This window comes from Acetobacteraceae bacterium, assembly GCA_039613835.1.
Taxonomy (GTDB): Bacteria; Pseudomonadota; Alphaproteobacteria; order Acetobacterales; family Acetobacteraceae; genus Sorlinia.
The window spans coordinates 200,540-216,390 of the sequence record CP154827.1 but is presented as its reverse complement, the minus strand read 5'-3'; the positions used below and the strand labels follow the sequence as shown (position 1 = coordinate 216,390).

The following is a 15,851-nucleotide window of genomic DNA, read 5'->3' as shown; positions in this document are numbered from 1 at the left end:
ATTCGAGGGCGGGGGATGAGCAATATCGACACGCGGGAGATCAAAATCCTCTCCGACATCCTCGCTTTGGTGTTGGAAGAAGAAGAGGGCCAATCCCATGCCGCTCTTTCCGCGCTGAAAGCACGCGCCCGAAAAAATGGCACGACAGGGGGCGCCCTGAAAAATCTTTTCGCCACGATCATTGTTGACCCACCCAAACCCACCCGCCGCCGCAGTACTGCCGGTAATAAAGCGGATCTTGGTGAGGAAAACGCCAATCTGCGTCGACATGTGCAGGTTCTGACCTCCAATCTACAGACGATGGGTGTGCACCTGCGCAGCGCTGAGGCGCAATCCCTCGCCCCTCAGCGGGAGATGTTTCAGGTCCGGCAATCTCATGCTGAAGTCGGCGCGCTTCTGGAAGTCGAGACTCAAGGGCGATCCCGCTCCATGATGATGGTTTATATCGCTCTTTTCGCGGGCATTGTGCTCGGCGTCGCGGCGGCGCAACTCTACCACGCTTTCAGCTTCGCGCCGGTTATTGACAGTGCATCCTACCTTAACGAACCCTTCAATAATGCAAGGCCGTCATAAAGCGCCGCTTATCAACGTGTAGGACGAAGCAGAACGATTTTTTCGCTGATTTTGACCTGGGGCGGGTTTTGCAGGCAGGAGATGAAGTAAAGCCCGACGGAAAATGCGACATCTGACAGGACTATGAAGCACCATGCGAGGTCAGAAATCTGACCCGGCCCGGCACCGCGCCAAAGCGAGAAAAGCGCAAATGCGATGGAGAGCGGCCGCAGCCCCTGTAACATAATGCGCAAAGGGTTGGCATGTCCCGGACGGACGAGCACGCGCATGCGCATGATCCCGACAAACAGCGCCAACCCCACCGCCCATGAAAGGACGTCAAAAAAAGCGGACGCCAATCCCAACCCATTAACCACCATGATCAGAATGACCGACGTTGCATAAAAAAGCAGCGCGCCGAGCTGAAAGCTCATCCCGACTTCAAATGGTGGCCATTTTTCCGGCAGGCGATCAGCGATCGGCTGGAAAACACGATCCAGAATCCAGAGATCCATCTGATTGACCCGAGAGACGAACGACATAAAGGCACCTTGCTGACTCGACAGGCTTTGACCATACCATCTTGTCGACATTAACAAAACCGAGCGACCCTGATGTAACGTCCTGGCACAGTTCCGTTTTTCAGATTCATAAATAGCGTGACCGTCAAATAGACATTTTCTGCCGCTGTGATAACGTCGCGTCATACTTGAAGGGCCAGCACCTCCCATGATGAATTTTTTCAGACTGATCCCTCACATTTTCCTGCCGGCATTTACCCTTGACGGGGTCTGGAGCACACAGGCTCTGGCAGTTGGACGTTTCGTGCCGGGTATGCAGGCAGGTGCGCAGGATAATGTGCTGCGTCGCACTTTACCAAACGGTTTGACGGTCGTCATCGTGCCCAATCATTTTGCCCCTGTCATCCGCACGCAGATGATCTACCGTGTCGGGTCGGCCATGACGACGGATGATTTCCCCGGCACTGCCCATGCGCTTGAGCATATGATGTTTAACGGCACATCTGAAGTCAGTCGCAGCCAACTCTCCGCCATCAGCGCGCATCTGGGAAATGTCAATAACGCCTCCACGACGGAGGATGTAACCCAATATTATTTCGAGGCACCGGCTGAAAATCTGAACCTCCTGCTGCGTCTCGAAGCTGATCGTATGCAGCACCTCTCTCTGACGAAATCTGACTGGCAGCGTGAGCGTGGCGCGATCGAGCAGGAAGTCTCCCTCAATCTTTCCAAGCCTATCGCGCGCTATCTCATTCAGCAGAACGCCTATCTCTTTGCGGGCACGCCATACGCGCATGACGCGCTGGGCACACGTGACTCATTTGATAAAACCGACACGGCGCGCCTGCGTCATTTTTACCAAACATGGTATCAGCCCAATAACGCCATCCTCCTGATTGTCGGGGATGTTGAGCCGAAAAAGGCTTTCCGACAGGTCGCGGCGCAATTTGGCAAAATACCGTCGCATCCCCTTCCCGCGCGGCCATCCTTCCAGCAATATGATGTAATGGCCCGGACCATCCAGATGCAGAGTGATTACGCCTCAGGCATGTTCGTCATGTCCTTCCCTGCGCCGGGCGCGGCAGATGCCGCCTACCCTGTGATGGGGGTACTGGAGGATACGCTCAACAGTGAAAGGGGTGATCTCGCTGCCCTGCGCGCATCGGGCGAGGTGCTTTACGCGGCGGCCTCATACGCGCCACGGCGTAAGAGCGGCGTGCTGACGGTTTATGTAGCGTTTCCCCAAGGTGGGGACCCGCAACCCCTCCTGAAAAAAGTCCGTCATATCCTTGAGGATGTCCGCCTGCACGGCGTCGCCCCCTCCCTCGTCGCCGCGGCGAAGCGCAAGTCATTGACGGAGTCCGCCGCTTCCGCCAACAGCATAGGCGGCCTGGCATCGAACTGGGCGGACGCCCTCGCCATTGACCCGAAAGCCACGCCCCAGATTTTGGCGGACACCGTGGCACGCGTAACGGATGCGGACGTCAATGCGCTTGCACGAGACGTGCTGAAGTCGGAAAGGGCCCTGACGGGGATCATCCTGCCCAGTCAACATGGTGACGCGCCGGAACCGTCAGGTAAAGTGTCGGAGCAGTTTCTCCCCACCCCCAAAAAAAGCACCTCCCTGCCTAATTGGGCCAGTGACGCGCTTTCACGCTTAAAGCTGCCCAAGCCGCTGCCTCAGCCGGAGGTGTTCCATCTGGATAATGGCTTGACGCTGATGGTCAAGTCCGAGCCGGAAAGCAGGACAATCCAGCTTGCTGGCGGGGTGAAAAATAATCCCTTCATACAGGACCCTCCCGGTAAGGAAGGTCTGCTTAATTTAACGGATCAGCTTTTCCTCTATGGCAGTCCGGCGCATGATCGCGTCAAATTTGCCGAAGCGCTTGATGATCTTGGCGCTGATGCGGATACGGGGCTGGCATTTTCCGTCACGGCACTGACCGATAAATTCGATGCCGCCTTTCACCTCATGGCTGAAGTCGAGCGCCATCCCGCTTTTCCGATGCATCACTTTCAAACAGTGAAGCAGCAAGCCATCGCGGCGCTTCCGGGCGTGATCAATTCGCCGGATTACCGCCTTGGCCGTGACATTTTGAAGAAACTCGATCCACCTAACGACCCCTCTCTGCGAGAAGCAACACCCAGTTCCGTACGCGCAATCACGCATGAGGATGTGATCGAAACCTATCGTAAAGTGTTTCGCCCTGACCGCACCACGATCATCGTCATCGGTAACATCACCTCGAAACACGCTCTCAATCTCGTCAAATCAGCTTTCGGGAACTGGAAGAACCCGGATTCACAAATGGCGCTAGATTACCCACCCCGACCGGAAAACAAGCCGAGCGAGATCTACGTCGCCGACCCCGGTAGAACGCAAAGCGACGTGACGCTGGTCGAGACGATCGACCAGGGCATCCACAACCCAGATCGTTATACGCTTGAATTTGGGAATGAGGTGCTAGGTGGGGGCTTCAATGCGCGACTCCTGCAGAAATTGCGCGTGGAGACCGGCCTCGTTTATTCCGTCGGAAGCAGTTTCACCTGGGCGCGGAATCGGGGTGCATTTTCGATCTCCTATGGTGCAGACCCGGATAAAGCCGACAAAGCGCGTGAACTGGCCGTGCAGGAGCTCAATCAACTCTGCGTAGCGCCCATTTCGGCAGATACATTGCGGACGGTCAAAGCCTCCATGCTGCGCGCGATCCCGATGAGCCGCGCCAGTTTCAGCAGCCTCGTTAACATTTATCTCAGCCTGCATATCATCGGGTTGCCATTGAACGAGCAGGATCGCGAGGCACAGGCTATTTTCGATATGACGCCGCAAAATATCCAAAATGCTTTCTGCGCGCATACATCAACATCGCGGCTTGTCACCGCCGTGCTCGGCCCGGAAAAAACCGTTGCCGCGTCGGTCTCCGAAGCAAAGAAACATCATCCCGACGTGAAAGGCGGATCTAAGGTTTCTCAACGAAATTAAGGGCCGCACCATTGACGCAGTAGCGCAGTCCGGTCGGTTGCGGACCATCCGGGAAGACATGCCCCAAATGCCCCTGACATTTGGCGCAATGGATTTCCGTCCGCTCCATGGCGTGTCGGTGATCCGCCGTTGTGCCGGCAGCGCCCTCCCTGGTGTCCCAGAATGACGGCCAACCGGACCCGCTTTCATATTTCGTCTCTGAGGAAAAGAGTGAGGCTCCACATTTAGCGCACCGATAATCGCCCCGGCGCTTCTCATAAAGGAGCGAGCTGGACCCTGGCGGTTCCGTGCCATGATTTTCGATGACATGGCGCTGTGCCGCCGTTAAATGAGGCTTTTCATCGCGTTGGCCGTCATGCGTGCTCACGTGACTTTCTCCCGACTGAAAATGCCGGTATCCAATTGACCGGCATATAGAGAGATCTTGGCGCTTGTTCTGGCGCTTCAAGGGCTTACATAAATTTTGAGAACGCATAAACTTCGCATTTACGTCAAATTGCGGCATGATGCTGACGGAGAACAGGAGATATTTAATGGTTGCTGACGTCTTCCCGCGACCGCGCCCGGTCATGCTCGTTATCCTGGATGGGTTCGGCTATAGTGAGGCGTATGAAAATAACGCTGTGCGCCAGGCGCGGACGCCGCATTTTGATGCGTTGATGCAGAAAAGCCCGCACGCCTTCCTGCGCACCAGCGGTGAAGATGTGGGTCTCCCCGAGGGGCAGATGGGCAATTCGGAAGTCGGCCATCTGACGATCGGTGCCGGACGCGTCGTCATGCAGGACCTGCCGCGCATCTCGCGCGCGGTCAAAGACGGGTCGCTGAAAGATAATGCGACGCTTCAGGACCTCATCAAAAAACTCAGAAGGTCCGGTGGGACCTGTCACTTCATGGGCCTCGTCTCTCCCGGCGGCGTGCATGGGCATCACCATCACATTGCCGCCCTCGCCCGCATCGTCTCGGAGGAAGGGGTTGATGTGACCCTGCACCTCTTTACCGATGGTCGGGACACGCCCCCGCGTTCCGGGGAGGGGTTCATGGCGGAGATGGTTGATCTTCTGCCGGATGAGGTAAGGCTTGCGACGGTCAGCGGCAGATATTACGCCATGGACCGCGATAAAAGATGGGACCGCGTCAAGCTTGCCTATGATGCTTTGGCTTTTGGTCAGGGCGCGAAGGCCGAGCGCGCGGAGGACGTGTTGCCCTCATCCTATCAGAATGGCGTGAATGATGAATTCGTGCTGCCCCATGTGATTGGCGGCTATCACGGCATGAAGGATGGCGACGCGCTGCTCGCGGCGAATTTCCGTGCCGATCGCATCCGTCAGATCCTCAATGCATTTTTACAGCCCCATTTTGATGGTTTTGATCGCGGGCCGCGCATCACCTTCGTCGCGGCCGCCGGGATGACACCTTATGGGGATGAGCTTGCCCCTCTCATGACAGCGCTTTTCCCGAAGGAAAATCTCTCAGACCTTCTCGGTGAAGTCGTTGCATCGGCCGGGTTGAAACAGTTGCGCATGGCGGAAACGGAGAAATATCCCCACGTCACTTATTTTCTGAATGGCGGCAAGGAGGGCGAATTGGAGGGCGAGGCGCGCATTCTGATCCCCTCCCCGAGAGTCGCGACATATGACCTCCAGCCCGAAATGTCCGCCGTCGAATTGACGAATCGCGCCGTTGAGGCGATCGAAAGCGCGCAATTCGATCTGATCGTGCTGAATTTCGCCAATCCGGATATGGTGGGGCATTCCGGCATTCTTTCCGCCGCCATTAAAGCCTGTGAGGCCGTGGATGAAAATCTCGGCCGCATCGATCAGGCATTGGAGAAAGTCGGGGGCGCTCTGCTTGTGACAGCGGATCATGGCAATTGTGAAACCATGAAAAATGATGAAACCGGTGGGGCCCATACGTCGCACACGCTTAACCATGTTCCGGTTATTCTCAAAGCCCCGGGTGTAACGAAAATCACCGATGGGCGGTTGGCCGATGTCGCCCCGACGCTTCTTGCGCTCCTCAAACTCAAGCAGCCTCTGGTGATGACGGGGACGTCGCTGATTGCGCCGCCGTAACCCTGAAAGCCGGGACGCTTATGGTGCCCGGCAGGGTGAAGCCGCTTGGGCCAAAAGAGATTTGACCCTCATGGCGCAGAATGTTTTAAATCGAAATCACCTGTCAGCGCGTCGCATGGCGTTGGGTGAAACTGTCCCATCATGGCGGCCTCACCGCCCGGTGGCGGGACAGACGTTATTTGTTGTAAGGATTTCGGGATGAAGCTCCGCACAGGTCTGATATTAGGATCAAACTTTTTAGCAGGTTTGGGCGTTGCGTCATTCATCGGCCTCAGTGACCCCTCCCGTTATCAATCTTTGATCGGCGCAAGCGCGCTCGCGCGTGACGCCTCCCAGAAAAGCGACTCTCCGGAAGAGACACTCAAACTCCTGAATCTTTTCGGCTCTGTCCTTGACCTCGTCAAAAATGATTATGTTGAGCCGGTCACGGATAAGAAACTGATTGAGAACGCCCTTGATGGCCTGGTCGGCAATCTCGACCCGCACAGCTCTTTCATGACCGAAAAACAATATAAGGAGATGATGACCCAGATCAGCGGCAAGTTCGGGGGGCTGGGGACAAAAGTCATTTACGAGAACGGACATGTCCGCGTCGTTTCGCCAATTGAGGGCACACCGGCTTTCCGCGTCGGAATGAAGCCCGGCGATTACATTACGGAAGTCGATGGCAAATCCCTCAATGGGGTATCACTTGACCAGGCCGTCATGAAAATGCGCGGTGATCCCGGCACGAAAGTGACATTGACAATCATCCGGCCGAAAGCACCGAAACCGATCAAACTGACCCTAACGCGTGAAATCATCCATATCCAGGTCGTGCGTTCCGCGGTTTACGGGCCGGTCGCCTATCTCCGTATCTCTGAATTTGACGATAATACGGATGCTGAGCTGCGCAAGACATGGAGCACGATTTTAAAGCAGCATAAAAAGAACATCAGAGCCGTCATCATCGACCTTCGCTTGAACCCGGGCGGCAAGCTGGATCAGGCTGTCGCGGTCAGTGGCGATTTTATCAATACGGGTGAGATTGTCTCGACACGGGGCCGTCACCCGGCGGATAATTATCGCTGGGACGCTTCGGGAAAGGACATGACACATGGATTGCCGATTGTCGTCCTGATTGACGGGGGCTCTGCTTCCGCAAGTGAAATCGTCGCCGGTGCCTTGCAGGATCATCGTCGCGCCGTGCTGGTTGGTCAGAAGTCCTTCGGTAAAGGCTCAGTGCAATCACTCTTTCCGCTGCCGGATGGCGGGGCTGTGCGGCTGACAACGGCGCGTTATTACACGCCCTCCGGGCGGTCGATCCAGGCGAAAGGTATTTTGCCGGATATCAGCGTCAAGCAGAGTGAGGATGATGACGGCTATGGTTATCATGAGGCTGACCTGAACCACGTTCTGAGCAACTCCGGCGGCGTCAGCAAGGAAGTTTCCAAACGCGCTGATCTCCCGGCCATAATGAAATCCATCCCGGACCAGCCGCCCAAAGACTGGCCCGCTTTTAAGCTTGAGAAACCGGCAACCGATTTCCAGCTCCAGGAGGGCGTGCGTGTCGCGCGGGCTTTGGCGGGATTGGCCGATGACGCCTATCCCCTCTCGAACCCCATTCCTCCGGCAGGACTGAAAAAATCTGGCGAGGATAAAAGCCAAGCTTTACCCCGTAAAAGCGATCATGATGGGAAAGGGAAATCTGCCCCCTCAGTAAAGCGAAATGACTTTCGCGGAGGGCCACGTCTCCGGCATTCTGTTCCGAGCAGTCATGCCGGTGGATGTTCGAACAAAGAAGGGCGCAGGGATGAGGGAGGGTGACTTACGTGACGCATAAATCTGACCTTCCCTACCGGCCCAATGTCGGGATCGCCCTTTTCAACCAGACGGGACAGATCTTCCTCGGGCGGCGCGCCGATATGCGGCGCGAGATCTGGCAGTGCCCTCAAGGCGGTATTGACGAGGATGAGTCGGTCAGAGATGCCGCCATGCGTGAGCTCAGTGAGGAGATCGGCACGCGCGCAGCGGTCATCGTCGGGGAACATCCGGATTGGCTATCCTATGATCTGCCATCCCATCTTATCGGCGTCGCCTTGGGCGGCGCCTTTCGTGGACAGACACAGAAATGGGTCGCGATGCGCTTTACCGGGCAGGATCACGACATCCGCCTCGATCGTCATCTTCCCGTCGAATTTAAGGATTGGCGCTGGGTCGATCTCGCCGAGGTGTTTTCTTACGAACTGGGCTTCAAGCGGCCTCTATACCGTAAGATCCTGCCCATGCTCGCGCGCATGGCGCAGAGCTGAGCTCACTGAAAAGCGTCAAGCTTCGGTGAGCACACCGAGAGACTGATTTTCAACGAAACGCGCATAAAGCCCGCCCCGGGCCAGCAACTCCTGATGCGTGCCGGATTCCACAGCCTGGCCATCGGCAAGGATGATAATCAGGTCAGCGCTCTGGATCGTCGCCAGACGGTGTGCCACGACGATTATTGTGCGTCCTTGACGCAATTTCGCCAGCGTCTCCTGCACCTTGGCCTCATTCTCCGCATCCAGCGCGCTGGTTGCCTCATCAAGAAGCAGAAGACGCGGGTCACGCAGCAAGGCCCGCGCCAGAGCAACGCGTTGCCGTTGCCCGCCGGAAAGCCGCCCCCCGCCCGGTCCGACAAGCGTGCGCAGGCCACGCGGCAATTCATGCGCGAAATCGACCGCAGCAGCTTCCGCGGCCGCGACAACCTCCGCTTCCGTCGCGTCGCGCCGACCGATATGGATGTTCTCAGCGACAGAAAGATCGAACAACGTCGTGTCCTGGCTGACATAGGCGATGGCGCTGCGCAGCATTTTCAAATCGAGATCACGCAAGTCAACGCCGTCAAGCGTGATGCCGCCTGAAGTGACATCATGCAAACGGGGGATCAAGCTCAACGCCGTTGATTTACCCGCGCCGGAAGGCCCCACCAGCGCCACAGTCTGGCCAGGCGCGGCACGGAAACTCAGGTCGCGCAGCCCCACGCGCCCATCCGGATAGGAGAATTGAACGTGGCTGAAAATCAGATCGCCCTGCCCTTCCGGTAAATTCCGTGCGTTTGGGCTTTGCGTGACAGCGGGCGGCTCATCAATGACGGTGAAAACACGTTCAACACCGCCCAGCCCCTCCTGAAGCGCCGCATTGAGGGAGCCGAGTGCACGGAGCGGGCGGGACGCTGCAAAAAGCGCTGCGATAAAGGCGGTGAAGCCCCCGAAATCGGACCCGCCCATCGTGGAGCGCCACCCTGCAAAGCCCAGCACAAGAGCAATCGCGGTGCCGCCGAGAACTTCAAGCACCGGGTCAACACGCGCCCGCCCGCGTGTGATCTTCATGAAAGCAGTGTGCAGAAGTTCAAGCGAGTGGTCGATGCGCCGGGTCTCGACAGGTTCCAGCCCGTAGACTCGCACCTGCCGGGCGAGGGCAAAACTTTCATTGAGGATGGAGGCAGTTTTACCGATCTGCTCCTGCATACTGCCGGACGCACGTCGCACGCGGCGGCCGAGCTTCTGGATCGGCACGGCGGCGGCGGGGTAAAGCAGCAGGGCGATCAGGCTGAGCTCCCAATCCGTGTAGATCATGGAAAGGGCGAGGCCGATCACGGTCACGACATCACCCAGTGCATTGACCGCACGCACCATGGCATCCCGGATCGAGACCGCATCGGTGGTAAAGCGACTGGCCCATTGCGCGGGCGCTTCACGCTCGATCCGCGCAATATCCACCGACAAAGCATGTCCGAACATTCTGAATTGAAGGTTGCGGATCACGAGAAGAACGAGCGCCTGAACGCTCAGTGACTGCCCATATTGACACAAGGCCTTCAACCCGGTCAGCATCACTACTAGCGCCGGCACCTGATAAAGGATGCGCGGGTCGCGCGCCGTAAACATATCGACCGCCCGCTTGATAACGAGCGGGTAAAGCGCTGTCAGCCCTGCCGTCAATAATGTCAGGATAATGACGGCCGTCACACGCCATTTATAATGGCAGATCTCATCACGCCAGATGCGCCAAAGGAGCGCCCTTCCCCGGGCGCCCTGGGGGTCAATTTTATTCGGCGGCGTGCGCGGCGCCATCATCGGCTTTGTCATGGCGTCTCGTTTACGTCGGCGAGGAACTGCGGGAGAAGCCCCGAAGCGTCAATGCGTATGACAGACATGCTGACAGCCCGTCAACGCATCCGCGTGCACGCCACCAATCTTCCGTCGCTTTCAGAACGGTGCCGAGCGACCTACCGGGTGACATGCCTTGATCCAGCAAGTCACGGCCCTGGAGGGGGAATAAGGGCGTTTCGATCGCATTGAAGCGCGTGCGGAATTTTTGCCAGCTCTCAGAGGATGTGCCGCTTCGGTCAGCAGCCTGGTCCATCCAGCTCCGCAAGGTCAGTTGATCCGGCGGTGCTTCCGAGAGTGCGCGACGCAAGGCAGCGTCGTCTGCGGCGGGGTCAAGCAATGGCGGGGGGGCGATGAGAAAATTGATGAGATCTGTATCTTCACGCGATAAGCGAAGACGCTGTACCTCTTCCCGCGATGGAGAAAGCGCGGCCAGGCGGAGACGCGGCTCAGCCGGGGCACCAAGCGAGAGAAGATGGCTGAAAAAACTCAGGTCGGGATGAGACACAATATGTGGCAGCACCCACACTTCCTGCATTAGGCTGAGCACGAAGGGCGCGCGATCAAGCACCATGATGCGCATGATTTCAGCCGCGATGCGCTCCCCTGAAAGCCGATCAATCAGCGCATGAAGATCACGAATGGCGGTAAGCGCCGCCTGATCCGGCTTCGCCACGTCAAATCGTGCCAGAAAACGAAAAAATCGCAGGATGCGCAGCGCATCTTCCCGGATCCGCGTCTCCGCATCCCCGACAAAGCGAAGTTGCCGGGCGGCAAGGTCGGCCTGGCCATTGAAATAATCATGCACCTGCCCCGCACGGTCGCAGGACATGGCATTGATGGTGAAATCGCGCCGCGCCGCGTCTTCCCGCCAGTCATCCGTCCAGGCGACAACAGCATGGCGACCATCCGTGGTGACATCTCGCCGCAATGTCGTGATTTCGAAAGCGCGTCCATCAATGACAGATGTCACAGTGCCATGGCGCAGCCCGGTTGCGTAAACCTTGAAGCCCGCCGCCTCAAGGATCTGTGCCACGACCTCCGGCGTCTGGGGGGTGGCGAGGTCAACATCATGGACGGGCAGGTTCATTAAAAGATCCCGGACGCACCCCCCGACGAGGCGCGCCTGCGGCAGGTGCTGCCAGAGCTTTTTCAGCGCTGTGTCGTGAGAGACAAGCTGTCCCAGAGACATTAAGAACCTTTAGTCAAGGTGGGGTGCAAGGGGGAAGAAGCAATTATCGCTCCAGACACCCATACATTTTTCGCAACCAACCTGACCGGGGACGGCAAGTGCTGCAAGTTCAAAATAAACCGCACGCGTCAGCCGCGCAAGGATCGGAAAGTCCCCGTCACCGGGGCGGACCTGAACATAAGGCACAGGCGCGGCATCCGGCGTGACTATCTGACGCCACCGCATGATCAAAGGATGCATCGCGTTGACGGAAATGATTTCATCAATGTTCGTGCGGAGGGAGAGCGTCTGATGGCGGCCGCAACTCCCCTCGAAATTGAGTTCAACCGCTGTAAAAGGCGCGTCCTCAACCTGTATCACCCCTTCTTCCCGCGGGGTTTTGAGCCAGAAATGTCCCTCCTCGTCGCGTCGCAACATTGGCGCGAACATGCAGACCATTTCTTTACGCTTGATGGGAGAGCCCTGATACAGCCATGTGCCCTGACGCTTTATCAGGAAAGGAAGCGAACGGCGCGCCGTCTTTTTCGGCGTGGTCGGCGGTTCTGCCACGACGTCCGACAGGACGCCTGCCCCATTTTGGGTTGTGCTACCATCTGACATCTGCGTCTCCAAACCTTTTATCCTCCTCCATCCCGCTTATGTGGTAACGGAAGTCTCGCGATAAAACCCCCTCAGCGATAAGAGTGATAACTATGACCGATCACAGCGTCGAAACACAATCCGGGAAAGGTGACGCCCTTCTCGCGCAGGCCGATCGGTTGGTGGCGCGCCTCTCTGACGCGCGGGGTGCGATCGGGCGCATTATCTTTGGGTAGGAAGCGGTGGTCGAGCATCTGCTCACGTCCGTCCTGTCAGGCGGACATGCGCTTTTGCTTGGCGCGCCGGAGCTGGAGAAGACATTGCTGGTTTCTACCGCCGCGCACGTTCTGGGACTTGATACGAAGCGCATCCAGTTCACGCCCGACCTCATGCCGTCCGGATATTACCGGCAGCGAGATATTGGAGGAGACGAAATCCGGACAACGTGGCTTTCGCTTCATCCTCGGGCCGATCTTTACCCAGATGCTCCTTGCCGACGAGATCAATCGCGCCAGCCCCCGCACGCAATCCGCGCTGCTTCAGGCGATGCAGGAATATCGGGTAACGCAATCCGGGGAGGAGCACGTATTGCCCCGACCTTTTCACGTCCTTGCCACTCAGAACCCGCTGGATATGGAAGGTGCTTATCCCCTTCCGGAAGCGCAGCTCGATCGCTTCATGCTGTGCATCAAGCTAACATATCCCCATGCCGATGCGGAAAAACGCATGCTTGTCGCCACGACGGGCGTAAAAAACCGAGATTGCACCGCTCTTCTCCGCCGAGACCCTCCTCGCCGCGCAACATCTTATCCGTAGCCTGCCTGTGGGAGAGAAAATCACGGATGCGATCATTCATCTGGTGCGTGACCTGAGACTGGAAACCTCCCACCTGCCTGATGCGCAACATCTCGCTTACGGTCCCGGGCCGCGCGCTGCCCAATCATTGATGCTCGCCTGTGTCGCGCGCGTGCCCTCCTGACGGGACGCCTCTCCCCCAATAACGCCGATATTGAAGCCCTGGCGCAGGTGACGCTGACCCACCGCATGGGGCTCAAATTCACCGCAGAATCGACAGGGATCACCATTGACGCCGTCATCGCCAGCGCTGTCCGACGACTTGCCTGACGTGTGGGATTTCTCAAGAATCTCATCATTTTTCGCTGGAGGCCGCAAGGCGGAAGAGTATTTATCAGCGCCTCCCGACGGGGCTGCGGATTTACCGGCCCTGCTTCTGCAGGCGCAGAATGTGGTCAGCCGCCTTGAGTCCGGCACGCATCGTCGCAGGCGCGCGGGGATGGGGCAGGATTTCTGGCAATTTCGGCTGGCGCAACCACATGAGCCGTCGCATCATATAGACTGGCGTCAGTCAGCGCGCTCTCGACAATTATGGGTACGGCAGAAGGAAGTTGAAACGCAGCGAAGCCTCACCTTATGGTGCGATGTTGGCGCCTCCATGCGATGGCGCTCCAGGGCACGTCTCCCGACAAAACGCGACGTGGCGTTTATCGCGGCACTTGCATTGGGCGGCGCGGCTTTGAAGGGCGGTGAAAATGTCGCCCTCATTGCACATGGCATAAAAGCGCATCCTTTCCGCACGGCACGCGCCCTCACCGCCCTTGGCAAGAGATTGATCGCCTGCCAGCAGGCGCAGATACCCGACGCAGGCGATGTGCCGCCTTCTTCTGAGATCGTGTTGATCAGCGATTTCTTCTGGTCGGTTGACCAGATTGAAGAGGCGCTTGCAGCTTTGAGCCCCCTGGCGCGGCATCTCCATTTGATCTGTGTGCTCGACCCCGCCGAAATCTCATTGCCTTTTCGAGGTTTTACGGCCCTTTCCGACAGCTCAAGCGCGATACGCCATCGCATGTCCATCGATGATGACGTCGCCCAAATTTATGAGAAATCTCTGCGCCATCATCTGGATGCGTTGCGCGATTTCGTCGTGAAGCGCGACGGGAGCTTCACGCTGATGCCGACAAACGATGATGTCGCGTCAATATTGCAGCCGCTCCACGCCAGATTATCAGCGCGGACGCATAGAGAGGCGCGATGACATTTTTACATCCGCTTCTGCTTCTGGCCCTGCTGGTTTTGCCGCTCGCTTTTTGGGTGACGCGGATGACGCCGCCACCTGCGAAACAATATATTTTTCCACCGCTGAAAATCCTGCAATCCATCCAGATCCGGCGTTCGACGCCAGCGCGGGCGTCGATCTGGCTTTTTATTTTGCGGTTCGCTGCACTCGCGTTGATCATTCTCGGCCTCGCCCACCCCATTTGGTCACCGAAAATGGTGCAGGACGGGTGGAGAAATAACGATATCACCATAATTATCGATAATGGCTGGGCGGCGTATCCCAATCGGTCGCTGATCCGGGAAACGATTTTGCGCCTGGGGAAGAACAGCTTCGCTCACGGCCATGCCGTGACGTTGGTCGCCACTGCGCGTCAGGATGATGGCAGCTTTACCGGCCCGATGGTCTCACATGATCTGAGCCTTTTGCGCGAGCATCTCCAACGCGTCCGGCCCCACCCCTGGACGACGGAGCGCGCCAAGGCGCTCAAGGATGTCGCGCTGGGTGGTCGCACATTATTGTTGCTTTCGGACGGTGTCGCGACGGATGAAGACGCATCCTTCCGCAAGCAGCTTCAGGCTGCGTCGCGACGCTTCACCTTGGCGCTTCCGGATCGCGACATTTTGACGCTCAACAAAGTCAGTGAGGGCAACAGTCCCGCGCGCTTCATGATCTCACGTCTGGGGACGGCGCCGACTGAATTTGAGATTGTGGCTGAGACGGCGGGCCTCTCACTTTCCGGCGTGATCATATTACCCTGGCCGCAAGCCAGAAAAGCCTCGAATGGCAGAGCAACCTCCCGGCGCCCGTACAGCGGAAAATGGCGCGCGTGTCGCTCCACTTTTCTGACGGGCATCAGGCTGGCCCCGCCAGTATCTTTCTGCTGAACGATTCTCGCCAGCTTCACCCTGTGGGGTTGCTCCTGACACCGATGCAGGGCGATGACATCAACACGCCCTCTTTTTATCTGCGTCACGCCCTGTCTCAAATTTCAGACATGCTGCGGCAGGGGCGGTTGGATAATCTCCTTGCGCAGAAATTATCCGTTATCATCCGGCCTTCCCAGACGGCGTTGCGTGCAGAGGAACAGCGCCGCCTGAAGGATTTCGTGACGCATGGGGGGGGGTGGCTGATCCGGTTCGTCAGCACGGCAGACGCTGCAACGGAGGAAAATCAAGACGGATCGCCCGAAAATATGCTCCTGCCCGTGTGCCTTGTCGGAAATCTACGGGATCTCGACAGCGTCATGTCGTGGGAAAAACCACAGACCCTTGCCACTTTTCCACCCTCCTCACCTTTTGCCGGACTTTTCCCGCCGGGCGATCTCGTCATTCGTAAGACGGTCATCGCCCAGCCGGACCCGGAATTGCCCGGCAGGATATGGGCCCGGTTGACGGACGGCACACCTCTCGTCACCGCCAGAAATCTCGGACGCGACGAAATTGTCCTGTTTCACGCGGATAGTGGCCCGGAATGGGGCAACCTGCCCCTGACCGGCCTTTTCCCCGATATGCTGGATCGCATCGTGCGGCGCTCAACAGGCGTGACGGCTGAATCCATAGCGGAAAAATTGCCGCCTCTTCAGCTTTTAGGTGATGCGGGAGATTTGCGAAAACCCATGGATGTCGTTAAACCTCTCACAGCGTTAACCCTTGCCGCAACGCAACCAGGCCCGACCCACCACCGGGCATGTATGGCGTTCAGGGCGCGGCGCACGCCTATAATCTTGGCCCTTTCGTGACGCCTTTGCAGCG

General features: G+C 57.7%; 13 protein-coding genes and 1 pseudogene. 9 read left to right on the top strand and 5 right to left on the bottom strand.

The window, feature by feature from the left end:
• The first annotated feature begins 15 nt into the window (after positions 1–15).
• Positions 16–573, top strand: coding sequence for a hypothetical protein (locus tag AAYR33_01290; protein ID XAO71633.1), 558 nt, complete (start codon positions 16–18; stop codon positions 571–573).
• A gap of 11 nt (positions 574–584) precedes the next feature.
• On the opposite strand, the gene AAYR33_01285 is transcribed toward AAYR33_01290, so the two are convergent.
• On the bottom strand, positions 585–1,094 hold the full coding sequence (locus AAYR33_01285; protein ID XAO71632.1) for a hypothetical protein: 510 nt from the start codon (positions 1,092–1,094) through the stop codon (positions 585–587).
• A gap of 187 nt (positions 1,095–1,281) precedes the next feature.
• Between AAYR33_01285 and AAYR33_01280 the strand changes: the two genes are divergently transcribed.
• The gene (locus AAYR33_01280) at positions 1,282–4,056 is read left to right on the top strand and encodes a pitrilysin family protein (GenBank protein XAO71631.1); all 2,775 of its coding nucleotides are present in this window, start codon (positions 1,282–1,284) and stop codon (positions 4,054–4,056) included.
• On the opposite strand, the gene msrB is transcribed toward AAYR33_01280, so the two are convergent.
• Positions 4,034–4,423: a peptide-methionine (R)-S-oxide reductase MsrB gene (msrB, locus tag AAYR33_01275; protein XAO71630.1), complete on the bottom strand. Its 390-nt coding sequence runs from the start codon at positions 4,421–4,423 to the stop codon at positions 4,034–4,036. The two genes, AAYR33_01280 and msrB, sit on opposite strands and share 23 nt — an antisense overlap.
• Before the next feature lie 166 nt (positions 4,424–4,589).
• On the opposite strand from msrB, the gene gpmI reads away from it, so the two are divergent.
• The 3 genes from gpmI to AAYR33_01260 all read left to right on the top strand — a co-directional run bounded on the left by gpmI (position 4,590) and on the right by AAYR33_01260 (position 8,419).
• Entirely contained in the window at positions 4,590–6,128 is a 1,539-nt protein-coding gene (gene gpmI, locus AAYR33_01270; GenBank protein ID XAO71629.1) for a 2,3-bisphosphoglycerate-independent phosphoglycerate mutase, read from the top strand.
• A gap of 198 nt (positions 6,129–6,326) precedes the next feature.
• Positions 6,327–7,934 carry a S41 family peptidase gene (locus AAYR33_01265; GenBank protein ID XAO71628.1) on the top strand — a complete coding sequence of 536 codons (1,608 nt, stop codon included), beginning with the start codon at positions 6,327–6,329 and terminating at the stop codon, positions 7,932–7,934.
• A 5-nt stretch (positions 7,935–7,939) separates the two neighbouring features.
• Positions 7,940–8,419 (top strand): RNA pyrophosphohydrolase, encoded by a 480-nt coding sequence (locus AAYR33_01260; protein ID XAO71627.1) that lies wholly within the window; start codon positions 7,940–7,942, stop codon positions 8,417–8,419.
• A 15-nt stretch (positions 8,420–8,434) separates the two neighbouring features.
• Here AAYR33_01260 and AAYR33_01255 read toward each other — a convergent pair whose 3' ends face one another.
• The 3 genes from AAYR33_01255 to AAYR33_01245 are packed head-to-tail and all read right to left on the bottom strand — an operon-like array spanning position 8,435 to position 12,044.
• The gene (locus AAYR33_01255) at positions 8,435–10,216 is read right to left on the bottom strand and encodes an ABC transporter ATP-binding protein (protein ID XAO72329.1); all 1,782 of its coding nucleotides are present in this window, start codon (positions 10,214–10,216) and stop codon (positions 8,435–8,437) included.
• 25 nt (positions 10,217–10,241) lie between these two features.
• Complete coding sequence (locus AAYR33_01250) at positions 10,242–11,444, bottom strand: CCA tRNA nucleotidyltransferase (GenBank protein XAO71626.1); 1,203 nt, start codon at positions 11,442–11,444, stop codon at positions 10,242–10,244.
• A 9-nt stretch (positions 11,445–11,453) separates the two neighbouring features.
• Positions 11,454–12,044 (bottom strand): DUF1285 domain-containing protein, encoded by a 591-nt coding sequence (locus AAYR33_01245; GenBank protein XAO71625.1) that lies wholly within the window; start codon positions 12,042–12,044, stop codon positions 11,454–11,456.
• A 92-nt stretch (positions 12,045–12,136) separates the two neighbouring features.
• Here AAYR33_01245 and AAYR33_01240 point away from each other — a divergent pair.
• The 4 genes and pseudogenes from AAYR33_01240 to AAYR33_01225 all read left to right on the top strand — a co-directional run bounded on the left by AAYR33_01240 (position 12,137) and on the right by AAYR33_01225 (position 15,838).
• Positions 12,137–13,148: pseudogene (locus AAYR33_01240) on the top strand (MoxR family ATPase).
• 1 nt (position 13,149) lies between these two features.
• Positions 13,150–14,076 carry a DUF58 domain-containing protein gene (locus AAYR33_01235; GenBank protein XAO72328.1) on the top strand — a complete coding sequence of 309 codons (927 nt, stop codon included), beginning with the start codon at positions 13,150–13,152 and terminating at the stop codon, positions 14,074–14,076.
• Positions 14,073–14,984 (top strand): BatA domain-containing protein, encoded by a 912-nt coding sequence (locus AAYR33_01230; protein ID XAO71624.1) that lies wholly within the window; start codon positions 14,073–14,075, stop codon positions 14,982–14,984. The genes AAYR33_01235 and AAYR33_01230 overlap by 4 nt, the downstream gene beginning before the upstream one ends.
• Complete coding sequence (locus AAYR33_01225) at positions 14,918–15,838, top strand: hypothetical protein (GenBank protein ID XAO71623.1); 921 nt, start codon at positions 14,918–14,920, stop codon at positions 15,836–15,838. Before AAYR33_01230 ends, AAYR33_01225 begins: the two co-directional genes overlap by 67 nt.
• The last annotated feature ends 13 nt before the right edge of the window (positions 15,839–15,851 follow it).